We start from the raw sequence: 25,479 nt of genomic DNA, 5'->3' as shown, positions 1-25,479 counted from the left end.
ATCACCCCAAAATGGCCGACCAACTTCAGGATTGAATCTCTCAGCATGCAACTCAGCGGTTTCAATAGCGTGTCCAATCGAGTCTTCGATTTCATTTGCCTCTGGATTCTTCCACTCGGCTATCTCTTGCTCCTGTGCGCGTTGTTTTTCCTGCCGGGTCGAAGTCTGCATCACAAGCTTTTTTATGGCCTGTTCAGCATTCCGTCGCTGATTGCACTTTGCCTGCGCCCTCGCGAGCTCAAGGAGTTGCTCCGAGAGCCGATCTTCATTGCGGTGCTACTGTTTGCCGCCTGGGCGCTGCTCAGTTTGTGCTGGGGGCCTGGCAGCGACCGCATTGCCGCCCAGTTCAAACCACCGCTTCATACGCTGTTGCTGTTCGCCGGCTGTTACTTGCTGGTGCGTTATCGCAGCGAAATCGTCCAGCCTTTGCTGTTCAGCGCAGCGATGGTCGGGCTGATCGGTACGGTCGTTAACCTGTTCATGTACGCCCGCATTTACGAGCCAAACTTGCGGCTCATCGGCGGCGGTGCGTTCGATAACCCGCTGCTTGCCTCCCACATGTACGGCTTTTTCTGTGCTTACTGGCTGAGTCTGAGCATGATCTGCAAGCGCCGGCAGATGCTCTGGCTGAGCATCCCCGCAATGGCCATCATGTTCGCTGCCGTGATCGCCACCGGCTCCAGAACCCCTCTGGTTGCCCTGACACTGGCTGCGCTATGGCTGGGTTTCATCTGCTGGAACCGCCGCTCCGTTGTGTTGTTGGGCGCCCTGATCGTCAGCAGTGCGGCCGTGGCGGTACTGTTTTCACATATGATCATCGAACGCGGCGATTCCTATCGCATCGAAATCTGGCAGTTGGCCCTGCAAAAAATTGCCGACCACCCATGGATCGGACATGGCTACAACGCCGATCTGACCCTCGACCCCGGCATTGGCTACTCTTTGCAGGAGCCGCACAGTTTTGCCTTGGGCGTGCTCTATTACGTCGGTATTTTCGGTTTGTTGCCGTGGTTGTTTTTCCAGGCTTGGGGATTATTGAGCAGCTGGCGCAATCGCGTGCAACCGCTGTTCATCATTGCGTCCACCTGGCTGATATTCGGCATCGGCGCAGGTTTGACTGAAGGTGGCGGGATCATTTCCCGACCGAAGGAACACTGGTTCCTGCTGTGGATTCCGCTGGCGCTGATCGCCGCGCTAAGCATTAACCAGCGTGCCAAACGTTTATTGGCGATGCCGGTCAAGTCACTGAACTCGACCGTCATGCACACGATGACTGCCAATGCGCAGGTGATTGAAGAGGATGGCCTGGGCCCCAAAGTGCTGCGTCTGGTCGATGGCAGCTTCCTCAAGCTGTTCCGCCGCCGTCGCTGGTACACCTCGGGCAGCTTCAATCCGTATTCCGAGCGTTTCGCCACTAACAGCATTCAACTGCGCGACCTGGGTATTCCAACGCCGCAGATTCTTGACCTGTACCGGCTCGACGATGGCAGCAGCGCCGTGCACTATTCCCCACTGCCAGGCAACACGCTGCGCCAGGTGCTGCAAGGCATTACCGCGCCAGCAGTGCGTCAGGCGCTGGTGGAGCGTTTCGGCAAGTTCATGGCTCAACTGCATGAGCAAGGTGTCTATTTCCGCTCGCTGCATCTGGGTAACGTGCTGGTGTTGGAGGATGGCGAGTTCGGCCTGATCGATGTGGCCGACTTGCGCATCTATCCTTCCTCGCTGAGTCTGTCCCTGCGTAAACGTAATCTGCGCCATATGCAGCGCTACACGGTGGATAAGCGCTGGTTGTTCGAAGACCATTTCGAAGCGCTGCTCCAGGGATACGCCATGACGGCGTCGAAATCCGCTGTCGATAACCTGCACAGGCAAGTACTGGCCGGGAGTTCCCCGGCACGGGCTCATTGATGACTGAAACCAACCCGTTCATTGCGCTGGCAGCCTACCTGCTGGCCATCGTGACCGCCGCCCTGTTGTTGCGCGCCGTTCCGAAAATCGCCCGGCACCTGGAGCATTCCGGCGAAAGCCGCTATGCCAGCATTGATGGATTACGCGGTTATCTGGCGTTTGGTGTGTTTGTGCACCATTCGGTCATTACCTGGATCTTCCTGCGCACCGGCGTTATCGAATTTCCGCCGAGCAACTTCTATTCGCAGCTTGGCCAAGGCAGCGTCGCGCTGTTTTTCATGATCACCGGCTTCCTGTTCTGGAACCGATTGCTCACCCAGGGACGTCAACACGACTGGCTGGCCTTCGCCGTTTCCCGGGTATTCCGCCTCTATCCTTTGTACTTGCCGTTGATGCTGATTGTATTTGTCACGGTGTTCTATCTGCAGGACTGGGAACTCAAGGAGCCCGGCATCCGCCTGGCCGGGCAGATTCTGGCATGGCTGACCTTCGACCGGCCGGACGTCAACCAGTACCACCAGACCGGCATGCTGATCTCCAACGTCACCTGGACATTGGGCTACGAGGTGTTTTTCTATCTGGCGTTGCCATTGGCCGGCATGGTCTTCATCTATCGCGGCAGCTGGCTGCAAGTGGTGCTGTGCCTGATCGGCATTTACGCTCTGTACCAATTGGTCGGCTGGGAACACTCGCTGAAGAAGCACTTTCTGGCGAGCTTCCTGGGCGGCATTGGTGCGGCGTACTGGATACGCCGGCCACACTTGAAGACCTGGGGTCAGACGCGACTGGCGGGGATTATCGCGTTGCTGGCGGTGACGATTGCATTTACGGCATTCAACCGCGCGTTCAACCTGTTGCCACTGCTGCTGCTTTCCTTGTTTTTTGTCATCGTGGCCTCCGGAAACACCCTGTTCGGCGCACTCAAACCGCGCAGCATCCGCTGGCTTGGGGAAATCAGCTACAGCACCTATTTACTGCACGGTTTCGTGCTTTGGGTGATGGTGCAACGCCTGCCGCTGGTGCTGCACCTGGATGCTCGTGACACCTGGACCTATCTGTCGCTGATTGCCGTGTGCACGTGCCTGCTGATTGTCATCAGCAGCCTGACGTTCTTGTACGTAGAGAAGCCGGGCATGGCAGCGGGCCAGAAAGTCTTGCAGTGGCTGCGCCAAGGCAAAAAGGCCGACAAGGGCCTGGCGGAGAAGATCGCTCGCTGAACTGAAGCTGATAACGCCCTATGTAGCAGCTGGCTGCGCCAGCTGCTACACCGATCGCGTTAGGCCTTAGTCTTTTTCCAGCGGCGAGAAGTACAGTCGCCCCAGACCACGCCAGGTCTTTTTGTTCCAGGCCTTGAACGGGATCTGCGCCAGCAGCTCGCGGGCCAGCTTGCGGTCACGATTGGCGGTCTTGAGAAACATCGAACTGAGGAACTTGTAACGCACCTCGTCGTACATCGGATGATCGCTGAACAGCGCGTAGGAGCGCAGGATGTTATCGACCATGAAACGGTGGTTCTTGTAAGAGTTGGTGGCGTGCTTGCGATAGCGCGCCATCAGCACATTCAGGCCATCGATAAAGTAACCGGCACGCGTCACCTTCAGCTCGATCAGCAAGTCTTCCAGGCGAATGTTCGGATCGAAGCCGCCCACCTTGTCCAGCGCTTCCCGGCGGATCATCAGGGTTGGCGCGGGTGGATAGGGTTTGCGCTCCAGGAACATGTCATCGAAATCCAGACGACGGAACGGCACCTCACGGCGCTGACGCTTCTCGGGATACAGATTGCCGTCGGCGTCGATCAGCTCGATGTTGCCGGCGCAGATACCGACCTCGGGTTTGCCATCCATGTACGCCACCTGCGTCGCAATGCGCTCCGGCAGCATGATGTCGTCAGAACCGAATGGAGCGATCAGGCTGCCCTTTGAACGGGCAATGGCAGCATTGAGAGTATTGGTCAGCCCCTGGTTCTGTTGAACCCGGAAATCAAAACCGTGCTTCTCCTGCAATGCCTTGATGCGCTCAACGCTGTCGTCCTTTGAACCATCATCGACCACCAGCAACTCGATGTTCGGATAGGTCTGGTCGAGGACGCTGAGAATGCTTTCCTCAATGTAGGGTGCGTGGTTATACGACGCGATGATGACAGTGACGAGAGGTTGCGCGTCGCTCATGGTTGTTCCTTGCGGGCCTGTTCCAGGCCGGAGTCGATCAGATTCAGGTATTCCTGACGGAACACCTCGATGTCATGTTCTTTCTGGAGATAACGGAAGGACTGCTCGCCCTTGGCCTTGAGCTCGTCATCTGACAGCCCGAGGTAATTATCCAGCGCCGCGACCAGGCTCGGCACATCCTTCGGCGTAATCGCCAGCCCGCCCGCACCTTCGATCAGCGGCAGCATGGCCGGTACGTTCGAGGCGATCACCGGCAGGTGCCCGCTCATGCCTTCGAGCAATGCCAGCCCCAGACCTTCAGCCAGGGACGGCATGGTCCAGACGTCGAACGCGCGAATGTACTGCAAGGCAATTTCCTTGAAGCCCAGCAGGTGCGCGCGACCGGTTAGCCCCAGGCTTTCGATTTCGGCTTTCAGGCGCGACTCTTCGCGGCCGGCACCAATGATCGCCAACTGGGTGTTCGGGTACTTGTCCTTGAGGGCGGCAAACGCCTGCAACAGATAGGTGTGACCCTTGACCGGCACCAGGCGACCCAGCGCCCCGATCAAGCGCACCGACGGATCGATGCCCAACAATTCGCGGGCGCGCTCGCGGCTGTGCTGCAAGCCTTCTGCCTGCTCGATGTCGATAGCATTGGTAATGGCGTAGGTATTCTGGTCAGTGAAACCGCAGTCGCAGTCCAGCAGGTACTGTTTGACCGCCGGCGACACACCGACGAAGCGCCAGTGACGATCGATCAGCCGCTGGGTCTGGCGGCGCCGGTAAAACCGGTCGTATTCGCCAAAACCGTGGGAAATGCCGATGCACAGCGGCACCTTCAACCAGCGGTTGAGCGTCAGCATCATGTTCACTGGCTTGAAGCGATTACAAATCACCACATCGAACTTTTCCGCACGGCAAAACTTGTACAACGTCCACATCGCGCGCAGGCGCATGCCCTTGAGGGACTTGTCGGAAAACTCGAAATACACCGAACGGTCGGCCTGGCTCACAGCCTCGCCCGGCCCGGGCTTGCCCCGCAGGAACGCTGCAGTGACTTCGTAGCGATCATTTGGCAGCGCCTTGACGATCTGCTCCGCGAGGTCGGCAAAATCATGGGCTTTGACATTGTAGTCAGGCTGCAATTGCAGAACCTTTGACCGTTGACTCATAACGCTCCTCGGTGAAAACCTGTCGCATCGATGACCCAGGCCGGTTCGGCGGCGATACGCCTGACCTCGGCTGGATCGGGTGGAGGCAACCGTGACCACTCGTTGCGTTTCCAGCAAACGAAGTGGAAGTACGGAAACCGGCGATCGCCATCGCGATCATTACTCAAACAGCCATTACGCCAATACCAGTGATGCGGAAAATCATCCGTGCCGTCGTGCCACTTGATGCAGCCACCCGGCGTGCTGAACGCCTCGGTGAACTCGCTGCGCCGACGCCACGGATTGAGCTTGCCCACCAAGGTGAACAACGGCTCGGGGAAATTCTTGCGCCAGAGGAAGATCCGGCTGAATGCGCCCTCGTCCAGCGCATGATGCTCCTGATCGGTGAAGCGCTTTCGCCAATTCTTCATCTGCATGAACAACTCACGCTTGCGGGCGTTGTTGCGCATCAGGCAGAGATGCCCTGCTACTCGTCGCTCGTGAGTCGAGAACAGGTCATAACCGGCCAGCCGATCAGGGGTGAAATAACTTCGCAGGTCACCATACACCAGATCAATATCGCCGAACCCCCAGAAATCATAGCCTTGCAAGCGGTCGGCATGAATATGCCCCAGCGCCGGCTTGATGTCGCAGAGCTTGTAAGCCGCATCCGGCGCAAAGTCGATATCCAGCCGTTGTGAGACCAACCCGCAGTAATCTTTGAACGTCATGCACTCGACCGTGACGTTGGGGGGCAGATTCTCGGGCGTGCCGCAGTCGCTGAATAGCAACCAGTCGATATCGGCGTTGCGACGGCAACTCTCCAGGAAAAACGGCATCCAGAACGGCCATTGGCCGAAATACGGGATCAGAAAAACAATGCGCGGGCGTGGGTTGATCACAGAAGAATCACTGCAGTTGTTTAAGACGCGGCCATGCTAGGCCGCGAAGTGCTTCATTTCTGCTGTCGAGATGTTTCACCATGCTTCAAAAGCCACAACAATTCATGGCGTCTGACCGCTTTTCGAAAAAATTCGTTCTCGCCATAAAGGGGCGGCACTCTACGGGCCAGCAACCGTTGTATCAACCGACGCAAACGTCGCTTGAACGGCATGGGCGGTTGCAGGTCGTGCATCATGCCCAGCGCCATGGCTTTATCACGCTGAAGGTCCAACGACAGCGGCAGGCAGCAAGGCTGCATCTGCGTCGCCGGGTCAAAGGCCGGCGGCAGCGCGATGCCGTGCCCCGCATCGCCCATCGGCCAGCGATCGTTATCGTGCAGATGATTGGCGTAGCCGAGCAAGGTGGTCGGCTGCCACTCAAGACCGCTCAAGGCTTCGAGGACCGCTTGCTGGGCGCAGAGATGATCGGGATGCGGATCGAGCGTCGGGTGTGGCAGCACGATCACTTCGGGACGCGCGCGCAACAAAAGCTCACGCAGATCGGCCAGCAGATTGTTCCAGGTCGGCGCACCGTCGACGTCGCCCGGCAGGGCAAATGGATTCAACTGGCGATACACACGGGTGTCGCTCAACTCGGCTTCACGGGAACCCATCGGCTTCGTCGGTGCAGCCTGCATCGCCGCCAGTTGCAGGCAGAAATATCCCAGCTGCACGCAATGCGCTTCAGGCACGCCCGCCCAGCGCGGCACAGCGATGCTGTCCCAGGCGCGCAAACGGCCCTTGAGTCGGGCGGCCTCGACCTTGCTCAAACCGATCTGCTGATAATGTTCGGCTTCGATTTCACCGGCGGTGAGGGTCACGATCCAGGCTTCATCGGCCTGGCTGTACAAACCATAGGCGGCCAGCTCGGCGTCGTCGGCGTGGGGCGCGATCACCATCACCCGCTGGCGGCGATAATCCGGTTGCTCCAGCGCCCACAGCACCGGCTCGCCGACTAAGCGGCAGAAGCGTCCCTGGAGGCGCAACTCGCCCCGCGACAACACTTGCGCCTGACCGCTGAGGTTCAGGTAGCGAAGGCCGTTCACACCGCGCTCAAACGTCTGTTGATCCGGATTTTCGCCACCCAGCAATTCGACCACCGGATCGATAAAGCGCCCCAGCCACGTGCTTTTTACCCGCAGCGCCAACACCAGCGTTGCGTCGTCGACCAGCATCACGCCTTCGTCCAGGCGCAAACGCTCCCCGTCCAGATGCACCTTGGGCTGCGGGGTGTACGGCGGGAAACTGTATTGGTAATCGTCTTTGGGCGAGTAGAACAGGTGATCGGCGAACCAGGCTTCGTGGGCAATCCAGCCCAGCACCGCCAGCACCAGCGGCAACCACCAGGCCACCAGCAGTCCGATGGCAATCAACAGCACCAGCGCGATCAAAAGGCCGATGCGTTTGTTGCGCCGATGGCGCTTGAGCAGTTGCTGTTTGCGGCTCATGGGCTCACTCACACAGTGAAGACCGGCACAGGATTGCACCAGCGGTCCTTGTATTCCCGGTCGGCGCGGCCGAAGGAAAACCGCAAGGGTTTACCCAGGGCACGGGCGTGTTCCCAGGCACTTTGGGTGTTGAGGAAACTCAGCACGCTGCCGGGACTGAATTCGCGCGTTTCAGGATCGACGCCGCCGTTGATGTACTCGACGCTGATCCATTCTGGCGCTTCGACGCGGTACACCAGTTGAATCGCAATCGGTGCATCGTTGAGGAAAATCACCGAACCGATCAACAAGTCCCGCAGCAGCTCGATCACCTCCGCCATGCGTTCGGCACCGGTGGCCGGGAAGCCCCAGCGACGCTGGAACAGGTCGCAGTAGATCGCGGCCAGCTCAGCGCTGGAGAACTCGGCAACTGACCGAACCACGCCGCCCGCCTCTTCCAGCAAACGCAACTCACGGCGCTGGTTGTAGCGAAACTTCTTCGACAACTCTTCAGGCGTGCGGGCCATGGCCAGTTGTTCGGTCTGCAACTTGATGTCGGTGAAACGGCCTTCACTGAGCGCCGACAAATATCGTCCACGATGGCGCAGTGGCGCCTGGGCATCAGCGGCGGCCGGCAGGATCAACTCGGCATTGCCGAGGTCAAACAAGCCTTTTTTACCGCGGCGTTTGAGCACGTCTTTGGACAGTGCCAGGTCGCGCCCCCAGGTCGGGATGGCGGCTTTCACTTCACCGTTTTGCTCCCAGGCCAGGTAACGCACCGGGATCTCGGCCAACTGTGCCAGGCGTTCAACTACCAGGGGATGGGTCGCGACGCTGCCGCCGAAACGCTGCCAGGCCTGTGCATAAGTCGAGGCATCGACCACCGCCCAGCCCCGTTCGCGCCAGCCTTGAAATCGGTTGAGCATCAGCCCCTCGGTGCCAGTTCGGTGACGTGCGGCAAATGCCAGAAAGCATCGCGTACCGCGCGGTCGGAGAAACGCTCACGCAGGCGATCGAGCATCAGCTCAGCACATTGGTGACGTTGCTGGTCGTCCATCGCGGCCAGGTGTTGCAGCCCTTGGGCCAGGTGTTCGGCATCGCCCAACGGGAACAGAATGCCCACGCCTTCGACGACCTCCTTGGCCCCACCGCACGCGGTGGCGAGCAACGGGACGCCAGCGGCCATGGCTTCGAGCAGCACCATGCCGAACGGTTCATGATCAGAACTCAAGGCAAACACATCGAAGGCTCGGAAGTAGCGACGGGCATCCGGTACTTGACCGAGAAACAGCACGCGATCGCCGATACCGAGCTCCCGGGCCAGGGCCTTGAGGTCCTCTTCCAGACGACCGCTGCCAAGAATCACCAGTTGGCTGTTGGCCGGCAGGCCCGGCAATGCCTCGGCAAAACCTTGCAGCAGCGTGGTCTGGTCTTTGTCTGGGTGCAGCCGTCCGACGTTGCCGACAATCCAGGCATCCGCCGACAGGCCGAGGGTTTCCCGGGCCTCGCGCACCGACACCTGGCTGGTTTGCAACGCCGGCACATCGACACGGTTATAGAGCGTCTGAATCCGCCCGGCCGGCCATTTCGGCAGGCAACGGCGCATGTCGTCGCGCACCGCATCGGAGACCCCGAGCAGGCTCAGGCGCTTGCGGAAAATATGCGCGAACAGTTTGCGGGTGCCGCGCTTGTAATCGCCAAAGGCGTGATGCACGCCGATCACCGGCAGCGAAGTGCCGAGCAAGGCGATGTAGATCGGCTTGAAGCGGTGAGCAATGCAGAAACTGAAGTTGCGCGAGGCGGCGATCTTGCGCAGATCGCTGATGGCGCCCAGCTTCAGGCCACGAATGGCCTTGGAGCTGTATTCCATGAACAGCACTTCATCGGAAGCGCAGTTCGCGGCCACTTCGCTATCGGCGACCCCGGTCAGAAAGACCGTGGTCACCCGATAACCGGTCCCCGCGAACAGGCTGGCGTACTGCCGGGCGCAGTCCAGGAACGGCCCGTCATAGCCGTGGCAGAACTGCAACACATGGCGTTCAGCCGAGCGTGTCATAAGCGTTGGCGCCCTCTTTGACCACCAGGATGTCTTCCATGATCAGATACTGTAGATCCGATCCGAAGAACATGTTCAGTGCGTCGGTCGGCGAGCAGATCATCGGCTCGCCACGACGGTTGAGCGAGGTGTTCAGCGACACACCGTTGCCGGTCAGCACTTCCAGCGCCTTCATCATGTCGTAGTAGCGCGGGTTGTATTCACGCTTGAGCACCTGGGCCCGGGACGTGCCGTCTTCGTGGACGACTTCCGGCACGCGGGTCTTCCACTCTTCCGCCACTTCGAAAGTGAAGGTCATGAACGGCGCCGGGTGATCGATCTTGATCATCTGCGGGGCCACGGTGTCGAGCATCGACGGGCAGAAAGGCCTCCAGCGCTCGCGGAACTTGATCTGGTGGTTGATGCGGTCAGCCACGCCGACAGCGCTCGGGCAACCGATGATCGAACGACCGCCCAAGGCCCGCGGACCGAACTCCATGCGGCCCTGGAACCAGGCTACCGGGTTACCGTCGACCATGATTTTGGCGATGTTTTCCGGCATGTTTTCGAGTTTGCGCCAGACCGGCTTGCTCGGGTGACGGGCGCACGCGGCGATCACGTCTTCGTTGCTGTACGACGGGCCGAGGTAGACGTGTTCCATCTTCTCGACCGGCACGCCACGGGCATTGGACACGTAGGCTGCTGCGCCGACTGCGGTGCCGGCATCGCCGGAAGCAGGCTGTACGAACAGCTCCTTGACGTCGTCACGGGCGATGATTTTCTGGTTGAGCTTGACGTTCAACGCACAGCCACCGGCGTAGGCCAGTTTGCCGGTTTCCTTGAGCACGTCGCCCAGGTAGTAGTCGATCATCTGCAGCGCAATTTTTTCGAACAGCGCCTGAATGCTGGCGGCGTAGTGGATGTACGGCTCGTCGGCGATGTCGCCTTCGCGCTTCGGCCCCAGCCACTCGATCAGCTTCGGCGAGAAGTAGTAACCCTTGCCCTTCTCTTTATAACGGCGCAGGCCGATCACGTTGGCGTAGTCGGTGTTGATCACCAGTTCGCCGTTCTCGAACGAGGCCAGACGCGAGAAATCGTATTTGCTGGCATCGCCGTACGGCGCCATGCCCATGACCTTGAACTCACCGTCCAGCATGTCGAAACCGAGGAACTCGGTGATCGCGCCGTACAGGCCGCCGAGGGAGTCCGGATCAAAGAATTCCTTGATCTTGTGGATCTTGCCGTTTTCGCCATAACCGAAGAAGGTCGTGGCGTACTCGCCCTTGCCGTCGATGCCGAGGATCGCGGTTTTCTCTTTGAAACCCGAGCAGTGATAAGCGCTGGAAGCGTGGGCCAGGTGGTGTTCAACCGGCTCGATCTTGATTTTCTTCGGATCGAAGCCCAGTTGCTCCAGGCACCAGACGATCTTGTTGCGATAGCGCTTGTAGCGACGGTTGCCCATCAGGATCGCGTCGAGTGCGCGGTCCGGGGCGTACCAGTAACGCTTGGCGTACTGCCAGCGAGCCTTGCCGAAAATGCTGATCGGGGCGAACGGAATCGCGACCACGTCAACGTCGGACGGCTTGATGCCTGCCTGCTCCAGGCAGAACTTCGCCGATTCGTAAGGCATGCGGTTCTTTGCATGTTTATCGCGTACGAAGCGCTCTTCCTCAGCCGCCGCGACCAGCTTGCCGTCGATGTACAAGGCTGCTGAAGGATCATGGCTAAGGGCGCCGGACAGGCCAAGAATCGTCAATGCCACAGGGGTCTAGCCTCTTTAGTCTGCATGCAGGCGACAAGCGCCTCAAAAATTGATGTGCCCCTCGCAAGGGGCGAGAGACAGCTAAAGGGCGGGATTATAGCTTAAAAGCGACGGCAAGCCTCTAGCGGGAAGTGGCAAGCAGCAAGCTCACGCGTTGACAGCAGAAAGACGTCGACATAGGCTCCTGCTCAAATGGACTGGGAGATCCCGGTCGGCGCTATAGCCTCGGTGAGTTCATCGGGGCTTTTCGCTTTCTGAAACAGGGAAAACCTGTTTCAGGACTAGACACATCACCCGCCGGATTACAAAAGCGCTACCCGCGGCCTGCTCGCCAGTAAATACCGAGATTGCCGTCGATAGCCTGGCGGTAAATCGTATAGGGCAAGGAAACGGTGTCCATGACACCCGATAAGGTCAGGTCCAGCAATACGAAGGGGACGAGGACGCCGGTGGGATCGGGCGGGGCGTTCAGGATGCAGAAGTCGTAGGCCAGGCCGCTGTAGATGCGGGGAATGGACTGGCAGTAGGTTTTTTGTTTTCGCAGGCCGCGAGTGGCGTCTTCGTCATCCTGCAGCACCGTCAGTGCGGTCCCGCACCCCGATAGAACCAGTGAAAAAGTACTGATCGCAACAGCCGTTTTTATGGTCAAGATTTGCCCTCCGTGAACGTCAGGCAAACTAGCATCGTGGCTATTCAGGGCACAGTTCATGGGGTCTGTGGATCATGTAGGAAGGTTCACAAGAACTTGTCCTCTTAATCTCGGGTGTCTGCTCTGGCCGCATCGCAAGCAGGCTCGCTCCTACATTTGATCTGCGGCGAACACCGAACCAATGTAGGAGCGAGCCTGCTCGCGATAGGGTCGAAGACCCGATTCAGCCAGCGCCAGAGATGTCTTTGGGCAGACGCTGGTCAATGACCTGATACAGCGCGCTGCTCTCAGGCCAGTTACGCATGAACCGCGCCCGGTCCCGTGCATACGCCGGGGCAAAGCTGCCCACAGTGCCATGCTGACACATCGAATCCAGATCGATCAGCGCCCAGCGATCCTGCTGCCAGAACAGGTTATGGCCCTTGAAATCCCCATGACTGATGCGCTCGCGAATCAGCTCGGCAAACAAATGATCCAGCGCCACCAACTCGGCCTCGGGCGCATCCCCCCTTTCAACGTACGGCGCAAAGCGTTCGATGATGTCCGGCCCCGGCAGATACTCGGTGATCAAGTACGCCCGGCTGCGCAACCAGAGAAAACGCTTCTCCAGCAACGCCAGCGGTTTTGGCGTGGCGATACCGAGAAATTCCAGGCGATTGCCTTCGCGCCACGAGTGCCAGGCACGACTCGGGCGCCAGAAGCGTTTGAGCCAGTGCGCAAAGCCTTTGATGTTGTAGCGCTTGATCACCAGCGTCCGACCATCAACCTCGACTTTTCCTACGCTCGCCGCGCCGCCGGTCTTATACAGATGGCCCTGGTCGAGCAAGGCATCGGCCTGCTCCAGCACCGGCAGCATCGCTGCTTCTTCCTCGCGACGAATAGCCCGCAGGCCAAACGCCCCGCGTTGAACGCTGAACAACGTGCATTCACGGCCCGCCTTGATCAGGTAGTCCTTCAAGCGCCAGCTGCGAACCTTGTCGATCTGCTTCTGCAACGCCTCCATCGGCAACGCGTGTTCACCATTGCTCAGCAGGTAATACACCAGCAATTCTTCGGTGAACGGCTCCAGCGATTTGGGCAACTGGGCGAAAAATACGCCGAGGTTTTCCAGGACTTTCTGCCGTGACAGCGGCTGGCCCGGGGTTTCAGCACAGACACCGCCGCCATCGATCAAGTACAACCGACCGCGCTGGCGCAAAAGATTGTCCAGGTGCAGGTCCTCCTGCCAGAGCCCCTTGCGATGCATTTGGCCAATGGCGCCCAGCGCCTCGGCCAGCACAGCGCCTTGCATATCCGCCAGTACCGGCAGATGTTCGACTTTTTTCCAGGTATCCCCCAGGCTCTCGGCGCCTTCAAGGAAATCGAACAGCAGCCAGCCGCCCTCGCCCTCGTTCAAACCGTCCGCCAGCAACTGCGGCGTGGTCAGGCCTTGATCGGCGAGCAAACGCACGCCGTCCCGCTCACGCTGAAAATGCCGCGCCGCTTTGCTGCCGACCAACAACTTGGCCAGCACCGGACGGCCGCGCCACACGCCTGCACCAACGTAACGCTGCCCCGGCAACACACGCAGCAGACTCAGCAGCTGCAACTCGGCGGGACCGGCGGCATCGGCCAGCGAAATGCTCAGCGGCAGGCTCGGGCTGCGACCGGCGTTTTTCAGTTCAGACAAGCGCATCAGCGCGTCTCCTTGCGACTGCGCCGCGCGGTCAGGCGCGAAACCCAACTGTCCACCAGCGAACTGTCCCGTGGCTGATCCACGTAGACCGCCAGCAATTCGCGCAACTGCGCTTCGGTCCACTCCGGCGCACGACGCAGCAACGGTTCCAGATCCTTGATCCGGTCACGCTGACCGAACAGCAACGGCCGGGTTTTTTCCAGGTCGATCAACTGCGCCTGATAACCGTCGCCCGTGGCCTGCAGAAAAATGTGTTTGGGGTAGAAACACCCGTGAAGCTGGCGCACGCCGTGCAGGCGCCGCGCCAGTTCGCCACAGGCTTTCATAATGGCCACGTGCTGCGCTTCGCTCAGGTCCGACCAGCGCTGCAACAGCGAATCCAGGTCATCCCAACCGTCCAGCGCACGGGTCAGCAGAACCGCCCGCACTTCCCCGTCGACTTTGCGCTCACCAAAAAACGCCGCCTGCAGCGCCGGTATGCCCAGCTTCTGATAACGACTGATGTTACGAAACTCGCGGGCAAAACTCGGCTCGCCGAACGGCGCATGGAAGGTGCGCGTCAGGTAGTTGCTCTGGCGCTTGAGGTAGTAGCCATGACCTTCCAGATCCAGCCGAAACACGCTGCTCCAGCCACCACCGACGGTGTTGGGCTCATCCACCGCGTCGAGCTGCTTGGCCCACAGTGCGTCGAACGTGCCGAGGCCATGACGCTCAAGCAGCGCACGGTCTTCAGCGGCCAGGAAATCAGTCATTCGCGTCCCTCGAAAAATCTCACCACGTGCCGGATGCGTTTCTTGTCGTCGGCATTCAGCCGGTCACGCTGGCGGTATTGCAGGTAAAAGCGCAGGCGCTGGGTCGCCGACAGGTGATATTTGGCCACCTTGTCGAGGCAGGCCAGGTCCTTGGTGATTCGGTACTTGAGCCAGAAGCCGCGCCAGAAATCGCCGTTGGGGCAATCGATCAGGAACAGCTTGGCCTGATCGTCGATCAGCAGGTTGCGCCACTTCAAATCGTTATGGGTGAACCGGTTGTCGTGCATGGTCCGGGTGTAACCGGCCAGCTGACGACTGACGGTATCGACCCAGACGCGGTCCGCCAGCTTGGGATCGTGCCGGTCGGCGAGGGCTGACAAATCTTCGGTGTTCGGCAGTTCACGGGTGATCATCGCGCCACGGGCATACGCCGCGCCACGCCGCTCCAGGCCCCAGGCAACCACTTCAGCGGTCGGAATGCCCCACTTGGCGAAGCGCTTGAGGTTCTGCCATTCAGCCTTGACCCGTGGTTTGCCCAAGTAACGGCGCAGACCTTTGCCGGCGCCGCTGTAGCGCTTGACGTAGTAATTGACGCCGTTGCGATTGACCCGGATAACCTCGGACAACGGGTCGCGGGTCAGGCGCTCGCCCTGAAGCGCGAACACCGCTTCCAGGCTGCCAAAATCTTCCGCGAGGTCGCTGTAAGCAGGTTCCAGCCTCCAACCCGGCATCAGAGCGCATCCCCGTATCGCTGTTTACGGTCGTAGAGTTTGTTGGCTTTGCCTTCGAGCCAGGCGAGCAATCCGGCTTCCTCGCCCAGAATCTGGCGCAACGGCTGCTGGAAGTAGCCTTTGAGGAATCGCAGTTTGTCGCGTTTGGTCAGGCCGATGTCCAGTGCCGAAAAGTACAGCGCCGCCAGATCCTTGTTGCGCCAGCGCTGAGTGATCGTCGGGCGGGTCTGGGCGCGGTGCAGGTCGATCACCGAAAGCTTGAAGTCATCAGCCGTCACCGGTTTGTCGATGTGCAGCAGGAAGTGGCAGATGTAGCAGTCGCGGTGGTTGACCCCGGCGCGGTGCATCATGCCGGTCATGCGTGCGACTTCGGCGATCAGTGCGCGCTTGAGTTTGGGCTCGGGTGGGTTCTTGATCCAGTCGATGCTGAAGTCTTCGAGGCTGACGGTCGGCGCCAGCTCTTCGGTGACGATAAACGAATGCTGATCCGCCGGGTTGCTGCCCTTCTCGCCATAAGCCACGGCGGTCATGGTGGGCACGCCGACTTCTTTCAAGCGTTGAATGGCTTTCCATTCCTGCCCCGCGCCGAGCACCGGCAGCTTGGCGGTCAGCAGATTCTTGAAAATCTCGCCCCAGCCGATGCCACGGTGGATCTTCACGAAAAAACCATTGCCGTTGACTTCAGTGCGCAAAGTGCGGCGCGCTTCCAGTTCACGGTAAACCTCGCCCTGCAAGCCTTCGACTTCGGTGAACGCATCGCGTCCGGCCCAAAGGCTCTTGAACGGTTCAGCCAGCATCAACTTCATTAAGTGTGCTCCGCCAGAATCACATCGGCCGCGTGTTGCGGCATGCTGTAGAGGTCGGCCGTCTCAGCGAAGGCCAGACCGTTGCGGCTCCAGGCCGCCCGTGCTTGAGTGTCGTTCAACATGCCGGTCAGGTACTGGGTCAGTTGCGCCTGATCGAACGGTTCATCCAACACCAGGCCAGCGTCGGCCTCGGCGATGTAATGGGCGTAACCACACACCGCACTCACCAGCACCGGCAACCCGGCCACCAAGGCTTCGAGCAATACGGTCCCGGTGTTTTCGTTGTACGCCGGGTGGATCAACAGGTCGGCACCGAGCAGGAAACGCGGGATATCGCTGCGCCCCTTGAGGAACGTCACGTTGTCGCCGAGCCCTAAAGTGACGCTCTGCATCTGGAATAATTTGGGGTCATCCTGGCCAATTACAAACAGCCGGGTGCGTTTCTTCAGATCAGCGGGCAACGCGGCCAACGCCTTGAGGCTGCGATCCACGCCCTTGGTCTTGAACCCGGAGCCGATCTGCACCAGTAGCAGCTCATCGTCTTTCAGATTGAATTCGCGACGGAATTCGGCACGAATTTCTGCAGAATTGGCCGGCGCGCGACGGTCTTGGGAAATACCCGGCGGGAGCAAATGAAAGCGTTCCAGCGGCGTGTCGTAATGCTTGATGAACAGCGGCTGCTGGACTTCGGAGATCATCAGTATTTCGGTCTTGGCGTCCTTGGCGAACACCGCGCGCTCGTACTCGGCGAAGTGCCGGTAGCGGCCCCAGCGACGGTACAGCGAGTTGCGCAGGTTCTGCGCCTTGTCTTCGAAACAGCCGTCGGCGGCGTAGTAAACGTCGAGGCCCGGCATCTTGTTGAAACCGATCAGACGGTCCACGGGACGCTTGGCCAGGTCCGCTTCCATCCACTCGCTGAGCTTCTCGTTGCGCCGATGGTTGAAGAACGCCTTGACCGGCGCCACCAGCACTTCGAAACCGGGCGGGACATCGCCTTCCCAGATCAGCGTGTAGACGCGAATCTGATGGCCGCGCTGCTGGCATTCCAGGGCGATGCGCATGAAATCGCGCTGCAAGCCCCCGAACGGAAAATACTTGTACAAGACGAATGCCAATTGCATCAGCGCAGCTCCTCAGCCAGTAACAACGTGCTCAGTCGGGTCGCGACACGCTCGGGATTCAGACGCGTGAAGCACAGGGGCCACTCGCGTTTCAGGTCGAACTGACGGGCATCTTCGGCCGTCGGTTGATAGGTGCATTTCTTTTGCAGGCACGGTGCGCAGGGGAAGTCGCTGGCGATGTGAATCTGCGCCTTGCCGTAGGCACCGGTCAGGCCTGGATTGGTCGGGCCGAACAGCGACAGGGTCGGTACGTCGAGCGCGGCGGCCAAGTGACCGAGGCCTGTGTCGACTGCCACGCAGGCCTGAGCGCCGGCCAATACTTTGCCAACACCGGCCAGGTTCAGTTTGGGCAGCACTTCGACATGCCGGAACCCGGCAGCGATGCGTTCGGCCCGGGCCTTCTCGACCGGATTGCCCCACGGCAGCTTCACGGCGACGCCGAGATAGCCAACGCGCTCGGCCAGTTCGCGCCAATAGGCTTCCGGCCAGTGTTTGGTGTCCCATGTGGTGCCGTGCAGAAACAGCACGTAAGGATTCTTGCGCGGCAGTTCCACCAGGCGTTCGACGTTCAGGCCGTAATCGCCCAGGCCTTTGGGCAGGTCATAGCCCAGCGCCAGGGCGAACAATTGACGTACTCGCTCGACCGCGTGTTGTCCACGGCCCACGGCCAGGCGACGGGAATAGAAACGTGCGGCGATGGGTTCGCGCGCCGAGTCCTTGTCGAGTCCTGCGACCGGTGCTTTGACATAGCGCGTCAGCCAGGCGCTTTTCAGCAGGCCCTGAGCGTCGATCACCAGATCGTATGGGGTGGCGCGAACGCTTTGCTTGAAGCGCTTCCACTCGCCACTCTTGATCGTTTGCCAAAGGTTCTTGCGCCAGCGACGGATGGCCACCGGAATCACCTTGCCCACGGCCGGGTGCCAGGTCGGGATTTCGGCAAAGCCTTCTTCCACCACCCAGTCGAACGTGATGCCGGGGATCGCCCGCGCCGCGTCGGTCAACGCCGGCAACGCGTGAATCACGTCGCCCAGCGAAGAAGTCTTGATCAGCAGAACGCGCAAACTATTTGACCTCGACCACAGTGCCCTGCAACCGCTGCAAGGCTTCGTTCACCGCTTGCGGCATGAGCTGGCGCAGGCAGTTGTAATGACCGAAACGGCAGGTGCGATCGAAGCACGGGCTGCAGTCGAGGCCCAGGCGTACGATTTCGACGTGCTCGGCCAGAGGTGGCGTGAACCCTGGCGACGTCGAGCCGTAGACCGCTACCAACGGACGGTTCAGCGCGGCGGCGACATGCATCAGGCCGGAGTCGTTGGACACCACCGAATCGGCGCAGGACATCAAGTCGATGGCTTCCGCCAGGGAGGTGCCACCGCTGAGGTTCACCGACTCTTCACGCAAACCGGGAATCAGCCGCGCGCGGATGTCTTCGCCGACCGCGTGATCGTTTTTCGAACCGAACAACCAGACTTGCCAACCTTCGCGGATCTTCGCTTCGGCGACCTTGGCGTAGTGCTCGGACGGCCAGCGCTTGGATTCGCCGAACTCGGCGCCGGGGCACAGGGCCAACACGGGGCGGTCGAGGGTCAGGCCGAATTTGGCCAGCGCGGCCTCGCGGGTGACCGGGTCGATCTGCAGGCTCGGTCGTGGATAAGGTGTCGGCAGCTCGGCATCGCGCTCATAAGCCAGCGCCATGAAGCGCTCGATCATCAGCGGATAACGATCTTTATCCAGGGTCCGCACGTCATTGAGCAGGCCGTAGCGGAACTCGCCACGCCAGCCGGTGCGTTTCGGGATACCGGCGAAGAACGGCACCAGCGCCGACTTCAAGGAGTTTGGCAGCAGGATCGCCTGGTCGTACTGGCCGGCCAGGGATTTGCCGATGCGCCGACGCGTCGCCAGCTCGAGGGCGCCGTGACCGAGCGGAAAGCTCAAGGCCTGACGGACTTCGGGCATGCGCTCCAGGATCGGCCGGCTCCACTCGGGGGCCAGGACGTCGATTTCGCATTGCGGGTGGCGTTGCTTGAGACACTGAAACAGTGTCTGCGCCATCACCATGTCACCGACCCAACTGGGCCCAACGATCAGAATTTTCATGTGGTTTCCATAAACGAACCGGGGAGGCATACGCCTCCCCGCCTCGAGAATCCAGCACCCGCAGCCTTGGCTGTCAGGTCATTTGGACGAGCCGGTTGGGGCTCATCGGATCAATTTCATACACATCAATATCAATCAGCATAAAACTCTGTGGCGAGGGAGCTTGCTCCCGCCGGGCTGCGAAGCAGCCCCAAAACCTGCTACTGAATTTCATCTGGCAAACCGCGCCGACTGGGTTACGACTGCTTCGCAGCCGAGCGGGAGCAAGCTCCCTCGCCACAAAAGCCCGCCACGTCCCGAGTCAGCTTCAGCTTAGCCCCAACTCTTTCCAGATCCGCAATACCTGCCGGCGCTCATCTACAAACTGGTCACCCGGTATCACCCCGGCGTCCTTCTGCAAGGCCTGCCGGTGCGCGGCGGAGCGGTAGGCTTTGTAGGCCTCGCGCAACAGGCTGGCGTCTTCGGCGGGCATCAGCCCTTCGTGTTCCAGCTCTTCCAGAATGCGGATGTTGTCTGTCCAGCGCAGCAATGGCGGGTGTGTTTCGGACCACGCCAGGGCCGCGTATTGCACCATAAATTCAATATCGACGATACCTCCGGCGTCCTGCTTGAGATCGAACGGCGCCGCGGCCTCGAAGGCATTTGCCGCGGTGCCGGCCGCGGTGCTCTTACTGCCAAGGTTATCGCGCATCTTGGCGCGCATCTCGCTCACCTCCTGGCGCAAAGTCGCCAGGTCCCGTGGTTTGCCCAATATCGCCGCGCGGACCTTCTCGAACGCCTGGCCAACATCTTTGCTGCCCACCAGCACCCGCGCCCGTACCAGCGCCTGATGTTCCCAGGTCCAGGCTTCGTTCTCCTGATACCGGGCAAACGCCCCGACCGAGCTCACCAGCAACCCCGAGGCACCGGAAGGTCGCAGGCGCATATCGACTTCATACAACTGACCGGAGTTGGTCTGGGTGGTAATCAAATGAATGATCCGCTGCCCCAACCGGGTGAAAAATTGCGCGCCGTCGATGGGTTTCGCCCCGTCAGTCTCGGCCTGCGGATCGCCGTCATGGATGAAAACCAGGTCCAGGTCCGAACCATGCCCCAATTCCAGCCCGCCGACTTTCCCATAACCGACAATGATGAAGCCCGGATCGCACAAGGTGCCGTCGGTGCGCAGTGGCGTGCCGTATTTGGCCACGGTTTGGCGCCAGGCCAGCGCCAGCACTTGTTCGAGGATCGCTTCAGCGAGCCAGGTCAGGTAATCGCTGACTTTCATCAACGGCAGGCTGCCGGCGATTTCCGAGGCAGCGACCCGCAACCGGTGCGCCAGTTTGAAGTGACGCAGGGCTTCCATTTGCTGTTCGAGGTCGTCTTCGGGAATCCGCGTCAGGCGCTCGCGCAACTCGGCGGCCAACTCCGGCGCCATGGGCGGCTTGAACAACCGGCCTTCATTGAGCAATTCGTCGAGCAGCAGCGGGAAGCGGGTGATTTGCTCAGCGATCCACGGGCTTGCCGCGCATAACGTCAGTAAACGCCGCAGCGCGCCGGGGTTCTCGGTCAGCAACACCAGATACGCGGAGCGACGGGCCACCGCTTCCACCAGCGGCAACACGCGTTCCAGCACCAGATCCGGATTGGCATGCTCGACCGCCTGAGCCAGCAACCGCGGAATGAACGCATCGAGGCGCTCGCGCCCCAAGCGTTGCATCGCGCGCAATTGCGGGCTGTTGCGCAAACCGGCCAACGCCTTCAAGGCCTTGGTGGCATCGGCAAAACCGCCCTCCTCCAACTGGCGGCAAGCGGCCTCTTCATCCTGGGCTTCTTCCCAAAGCGGCAGCCATTCACCGCCGACCACCACTTCGCTTTCGGTGCCTTCCTCTTCATCGGGGTCGGCGATCACCTGACCAAAGTGCCAGGCCACGCGGCCGCGCCAATACATCAGCTGCTCATGGAAAGCCTCCCAGTCAGCGAAGCCCAACATAAAGGCAATGCGCGCCTGATCCTGGGCGCCGTCCGGCAGCATCTGGGTCTGGCGGTCGGCAATCGCCTGGATCGCGTGCTCGGTGTAACGCAGGAATTCGTAGCCTTCGCGCAGTTCGCTGACCACCGCCGGCGGCAAATACCCCTGACCTTCCAGGGTGCCCAGCACTTTTAATAGAGGACGTTGCTGCAGGCTCAAGTCGCGACCGCCGTGGATCAGCTGAAACGCCTGGGCGATAAATTCAACTTCGCGAATGCCGCCCGACCCAAGCTTGATGTTGTCGGCCATGCCCTTGCGGCGCACTTCCTGCTGGATCAGTTGCTTCATGGTGCGCAGCGCTTCGATCGCCGAGAAATCGAGGTAACGTCGGTAAACGAACGGGCGCAGCATTTCTTGCAGTTGCGCGCCGGCCACTTGATCGCCGGCCACCACCCGCGACTTGATCATCGCGTAGCGTTCCCAGTCGCGGCCCTGGTCCTGGTAATACTGTTCAAGCGCGTTGAAGCTCAGCACCAGCGCGCCGGCAGAGCCGTAAGGCCGCAGGCGCATGTCGACGCGGAACACAAAACCGTCGACGGTCATCGGGTCCAGTGCCTTGATCAGGCGCTGGCCGAGGCGAATGAAAAATTCCTGGTTATCCAGCGAGCGTTTCACCCCGACGGTTTCACCGCCCTCGGGGTAGGCGAAGATCAGGTCGATGTCCGACGACAGGTTGAGTTCCACGGCGCCGAGCTTGCCCATGCCGAGGATGACCATTTGCTGCGGCTCGCCACTGCGCCGGCCGGTCGGCACGCCGAACTGCTGGCAATGCCGCGCGTACAACCACTGATAGGCCTGATCGATGCTCGCATCGGCCATGTCTGAAAGGTCGCGGCAGGTCTGGATCAGGTCCGCCTGGCGAGTCAGGTCACGCCAGATGATCCGCACTTGATGACGGGTGCGTTGACGGCGCAGGACACGACCTAGCTCGTCTTCGGTTTCAGCCGCATTCACCGCCGCCGCGATCTGCCCGCACAGCTCGCCGGGCGCAAAGCTGCGGTCCAGTTCGCCGGACTGCCCCAGCGTCAGCAACATCAAAGGGTCACGCACACACTGCTCGGTCACGAAGTCGCTGGCGGCGGTGACGCGGGCGAATTGCGCCCAGCGCTCAGGCGTCCAGGCAGACAGCCCATGGTCGTCTTCCAGCTCGGCCACGGCGGTGCGGAACGACTGCTCGGCGCGGGTGACAAACGGCAGGAGAATGCCGGGCAGTTCGGCAAGCACAGGGAGGCTCATGGTCTATCCTTGATCGGCGTGTAGAGGGCGGCATGTAGTGAATTTTCAATTCGCACTACGTGATCGACTGTCGAACAAAGGTTAGAAATAGCTGAAATTACTTTGTTTTTGGCAGACAGCATCAAGCTTTCACCTTTTTCGGTTGGCAAAAGACCAACCTTAACGATTATTCTCACAACGCAGCCGGAGGCCACAAGCCGCTCATCTGTAGTTTTACTACTCGTATATACATCCAGATAGCTGAAATGCCCGATGATTTGTAGTAAAACTACACGCCGCCGGAACCTACCACTCGGCAATCCAAGAATTTATATCGTCTGCCCACAAGGCCAGTCGCAAACTCAGGCAACCGATTCTGGAAGCCTTTCCGCCCTGGAGCAAGCCATGCAAGACCTCGATCCCGTCGAAACCCAGGAATGGCTGGACGCCCTGGAATCGGTTCTCGACAAAGAAGGCGAAGACCGCGCTCACTATCTGATGACCCGTATGGGTGAACTCGCAACCCGCAGCGGTTCGCAGTTGCCTTACGCCATCACCACGCCATACCGCAACACCATTCCCGTAACCCACGAAGCACGCATGCCTGGCGACCTGTTCATGGAACGCCGCATTCGCTCGTTGGTGCGCTGGAACGCGATGGCCATGGTGATGCGTACGAACCTGAAAGATTCTGACCTGGGCGGTCACATCTCCAGCTTCGCCTCCAGCGCCACCCTGTACGACATCGGCTTCAACTATTTCTTCCAGGCCCCGACCGACGAACACGGCGGCGACCTGATCTACTTCCAGGGCCACACCTCGCCAGGCGTTTATGCCCGCGCGTTCATGGAAGGCCGCATCACCGAAGACCAGATGAACAACTTCCGCCAGGAAGTCGACGGCCAGGGCCTCTCGTCCTATCCGCACCCTTGGCTGATGCCTGATTTCTGGCAGTTCCCGACCGTATCCATGGGTCTGGGCCCGATCCAGGCGATCTACCAGGCACGCTTCATGAAGTACCTGGAAGCCCGTGGTTTCATCCCTGAAGGCAAGCAGAAAGTCTGGTGCTTCCTGGGCGACGGCGAGTGCGACGAGCCGGAATCCCTGGGCGCGATCTCGCTGGCTGGCCGCGAGAAGCTCGACAACCTGATCTTCGTCATCAACTGCAACCTGCAGCGCCTCGACGGCCCGGTTCGCGGCAATGGCAAGATCATCCAGGAACTCGAAGGCGTGTTCCGCGGTGCTCAGTGGAACGTGACCAAAGTCATCTGGGGCCGTTTCTGGGACCCACTGCTGGCCAAAGACGTCGACGGTATCCTGCAACGTCGCATGGACGAAGTCATCGACGGCGAGTACCAGAACTACAAAGCCAAAGACGGCGCGTTCGTGCGTGAACACTTCTTCAACTCGCCAGAACTCAAGGCGATGGTTGCTGATCTGTCCGACGACGAGATCTGGAAACTCAACCGTGGCGGCCACGACCCGTACAAGGTCTACGCGGCGTACCACGAAGCGGTCAACCACAAAGAACAACCGACCGTCATCCTGGCCAAGACCATCAAGGGTTATGGCACCGGTGCCGGCGAAGCGAAGAACACCGCGCACAACACCAAGAAGGTTGATGTTGAAAGCCTGAAGCTGTTCCGCGATCGTTTCGACATTCCTGTGCGCGACGAAGAGCTGGAAAACCTGCCGTTCTTCAAGCCAGAACCAAACAGCGCCGAAGCCCGCTACCTGAGCGAGCGCCGCACTGCACTGGGCGGTTTCGTGCCACAGCGCCGCGCGCAAAGTTTCAGCGTGCCGACGCCATCACTCGATACCCTCAAGGCCATTCTTGATGGTTCGGGCGACCGTGAAATCTCCACCACCATGGCCTTCGTGCGGATCCTCGCGCAGCTGGTCAAGGACAAGGAAATCGGCCCGCGCATCGTTCCGATCATTCCGGACGAAGCCCGTACCTTCGGTATGGAAGGCATGTTCCGTCAGTTGGGCATCTACTCGTCCGTCGGCCAGCTCTACGAGCCAGTCGATAAAGACCAGGTGATGTTCTACAAGGAAGACAAGAAGGGCCAGATCCTCGAAGAAGGCATCAACGAAGCGGGCGCCATGAGCTCCTTCATCGCTGCCGGTACTTCGTACTCCAGCCACAACCAGCCAATGCTGCCGTTCTACATCTTCTACTCGATGTTCGGCTTCCAGCGTATCGGCGACCTGGCCTGGGCTGCCGGCGACAGCCGTACCCGTGGCTTCCTGATCGGCGGCACCGCAGGCCGGACCACGCTGAACGGCGAAGGCCTGCAACACGAAGACGGTCACAGCCACATCCTGGCTGGTACCATCCCGAACTGCCGCACCTTTGATCCAACCTACGGCTACGAGCTGGCGGTGATCATCCAGGACGGCATGAAGAAGATGACCGAAGAACAGCAGGACATCTTCTATTACATCACCGTGATGAACGAGTCCTATCAGCAGCCAGCCATGCCGGCCGGTGTCGAGGAAGGCATCGTCAAGGGCATGTACCTGCTCGAGGAAGACACCCGCGAAGCGGCGCACCACGTACAGCTGATGGGCTCCGGCACCATCCTGCGTGAAGTCCGTGAAGCGGCGAAGATTCTGCGTGAAGAGTTCAACGTTGCCGCCGACGTCTGGAGCGTTACCAGCTTCAACGAACTGCGTCGCGATGGCCTGGCCGTCGAGCGCACCAACCGTCTGCACCCGGGCCAGAAGCCTAAACTGAGCTATGTCGAAGAGTGCCTGAACGGCCGTAAAGGTCCGGTCATCGCGTCTACCGACTACATGAAGCTGTTCGCTGAGCAAATTCGTCAGTGGGTCCCGTCCAAGGAATTCAAAGTCCTGGGCACCGACGGTTTCGGCCGCAGTGACAGCCGCAAGAAGCTGCGTCACTTCTTCGAAGTCGACCGTCATTTCGTGGTGTTGGCAGCCCTGGAAGCCTTGGCTGACCGTGGTGATATCGAACCTAAGGTGGTGTCTGAAGCCATCGCCAAGTTCGGGATCAACCCGGAAAAACGCAACCCACTGGACTGCTGA

General features: G+C 60.2%; 19 protein-coding genes. 3 read left to right on the top strand and 16 right to left on the bottom strand.

Going from position 1 to position 25,479, the window contains the following annotated elements:
• The first annotated feature begins 45 nt into the window (after positions 1-45).
• Both DJ564_RS03445 and DJ564_RS03440 read left to right on the top strand, forming a co-directional pair.
• Entirely contained in the window at positions 46-1,908 is a 1,863-nt protein-coding gene (locus DJ564_RS03445; protein ID WP_109627669.1) for a bifunctional O-antigen ligase/aminoglycoside phosphotransferase family protein, read from the top strand.
• Complete coding sequence (locus DJ564_RS03440) at positions 1,908-3,125, top strand: acyltransferase (RefSeq protein WP_109627668.1); 1,218 nt, start codon at positions 1,908-1,910, stop codon at positions 3,123-3,125. The genes DJ564_RS03445 and DJ564_RS03440 overlap by 1 nt, the downstream gene beginning before the upstream one ends.
• 66 nt (positions 3,126-3,191) lie before the next feature.
• Here the strand turns inward: DJ564_RS03440 and DJ564_RS03435 are convergent, their stop codons facing one another.
• The 16 genes from DJ564_RS03435 to glnE form a co-directional block, all read right to left on the bottom strand.
• Positions 3,192-4,076: a glycosyltransferase gene (locus DJ564_RS03435; protein ID WP_109627667.1), complete on the bottom strand. Its 885-nt coding sequence runs from the start codon at positions 4,074-4,076 to the stop codon at positions 3,192-3,194.
• On the bottom strand, positions 4,073-5,227 hold the full coding sequence (locus DJ564_RS03430) for a glycosyltransferase family 4 protein (protein WP_109627666.1): 1,155 nt from the start codon (positions 5,225-5,227) through the stop codon (positions 4,073-4,075). Before DJ564_RS03430 ends, DJ564_RS03435 begins: the two co-directional genes overlap by 4 nt.
• Positions 5,224-6,108, bottom strand: coding sequence for a DUF6625 family protein (locus DJ564_RS03425; RefSeq protein WP_109627665.1), 885 nt, complete (start codon positions 6,106-6,108; stop codon positions 5,224-5,226). Before DJ564_RS03425 ends, DJ564_RS03430 begins: the two co-directional genes overlap by 4 nt.
• A gap of 53 nt (positions 6,109-6,161) precedes the next feature.
• Positions 6,162-7,595: a PIG-L deacetylase family protein gene (locus DJ564_RS03420; protein WP_109627664.1), complete on the bottom strand. Its 1,434-nt coding sequence runs from the start codon at positions 7,593-7,595 to the stop codon at positions 6,162-6,164.
• A gap of 8 nt (positions 7,596-7,603) precedes the next feature.
• Positions 7,604-8,500 (bottom strand): antimicrobial resistance protein Mig-14, encoded by an 897-nt coding sequence (locus DJ564_RS03415; RefSeq protein WP_109627663.1) that lies wholly within the window; start codon positions 8,498-8,500, stop codon positions 7,604-7,606.
• Positions 8,500-9,630: a glycosyltransferase gene (locus tag DJ564_RS03410; RefSeq protein ID WP_109627662.1), complete on the bottom strand. Its 1,131-nt coding sequence runs from the start codon at positions 9,628-9,630 to the stop codon at positions 8,500-8,502. Before DJ564_RS03410 ends, DJ564_RS03415 begins: the two co-directional genes overlap by 1 nt.
• The gene (locus tag DJ564_RS03405) at positions 9,614-11,371 is read right to left on the bottom strand and encodes a carbamoyltransferase (RefSeq protein WP_109627661.1); all 1,758 of its coding nucleotides are present in this window, start codon (positions 11,369-11,371) and stop codon (positions 9,614-9,616) included. The genes DJ564_RS03410 and DJ564_RS03405 overlap by 17 nt, the downstream gene beginning before the upstream one ends.
• Before the next feature lie 313 nt (positions 11,372-11,684).
• A complete protein-coding gene (locus DJ564_RS03400; protein ID WP_109635934.1) occupies positions 11,685-12,020 on the bottom strand; it encodes a YceK/YidQ family lipoprotein in 336 nt (111 codons plus the stop codon).
• A gap of 223 nt (positions 12,021-12,243) precedes the next feature.
• On the bottom strand, positions 12,244-13,695 hold the full coding sequence (locus DJ564_RS03395; RefSeq protein WP_109627660.1) for a lipopolysaccharide kinase InaA family protein: 1,452 nt from the start codon (positions 13,693-13,695) through the stop codon (positions 12,244-12,246).
• Complete coding sequence (locus tag DJ564_RS03390) at positions 13,695-14,447, bottom strand: lipopolysaccharide kinase InaA family protein (protein ID WP_109627659.1); 753 nt, start codon at positions 14,445-14,447, stop codon at positions 13,695-13,697. Before DJ564_RS03390 ends, DJ564_RS03395 begins: the two co-directional genes overlap by 1 nt.
• Entirely contained in the window at positions 14,444-15,178 is a 735-nt protein-coding gene (locus DJ564_RS03385) for a lipopolysaccharide kinase InaA family protein (protein WP_109627658.1), read from the bottom strand. Before DJ564_RS03385 ends, DJ564_RS03390 begins: the two co-directional genes overlap by 4 nt.
• On the bottom strand, positions 15,178-15,984 hold the full coding sequence (gene rfaP, locus DJ564_RS03380; protein ID WP_109627657.1) for a lipopolysaccharide core heptose(I) kinase RfaP: 807 nt from the start codon (positions 15,982-15,984) through the stop codon (positions 15,178-15,180). Before rfaP ends, DJ564_RS03385 begins: the two co-directional genes overlap by 1 nt.
• A complete protein-coding gene (locus DJ564_RS03375) occupies positions 15,984-17,105 on the bottom strand; it encodes a glycosyltransferase family 4 protein (protein WP_109627656.1) in 1,122 nt (373 codons plus the stop codon). Before DJ564_RS03375 ends, rfaP begins: the two co-directional genes overlap by 1 nt.
• Positions 17,105-18,166 carry a lipopolysaccharide heptosyltransferase I gene (gene waaC, locus DJ564_RS03370; protein ID WP_109627655.1) on the bottom strand — a complete coding sequence of 354 codons (1,062 nt, stop codon included), beginning with the start codon at positions 18,164-18,166 and terminating at the stop codon, positions 17,105-17,107. Before waaC ends, DJ564_RS03375 begins: the two co-directional genes overlap by 1 nt.
• A 1-nt stretch (position 18,167) precedes the next feature.
• A complete protein-coding gene (gene waaF / locus DJ564_RS03365) occupies positions 18,168-19,202 on the bottom strand; it encodes a lipopolysaccharide heptosyltransferase II (protein ID WP_109627654.1) in 1,035 nt (344 codons plus the stop codon).
• A gap of 307 nt (positions 19,203-19,509) precedes the next feature.
• Positions 19,510-22,449 (bottom strand): bifunctional [glutamate--ammonia ligase]-adenylyl-L-tyrosine phosphorylase/[glutamate--ammonia-ligase] adenylyltransferase, encoded by a 2,940-nt coding sequence (gene glnE, locus DJ564_RS03355; protein WP_109627653.1) that lies wholly within the window; start codon positions 22,447-22,449, stop codon positions 19,510-19,512.
• A gap of 384 nt (positions 22,450-22,833) precedes the next feature.
• Here glnE and aceE point away from each other — a divergent pair, with 384 nt between their 5' ends.
• Entirely contained in the window at positions 22,834-25,479 is a 2,646-nt protein-coding gene (aceE, locus tag DJ564_RS03350) for a pyruvate dehydrogenase (acetyl-transferring), homodimeric type (RefSeq protein ID WP_109627652.1), read from the top strand.

The organism is Pseudomonas sp. 31-12 (assembly GCF_003151075.1).
In the GTDB taxonomy this organism is placed as follows: domain Bacteria; phylum Pseudomonadota; class Gammaproteobacteria; order Pseudomonadales; family Pseudomonadaceae; genus Aquipseudomonas.
This window is presented reverse-complemented; position numbering and strand designations above follow the sequence as displayed.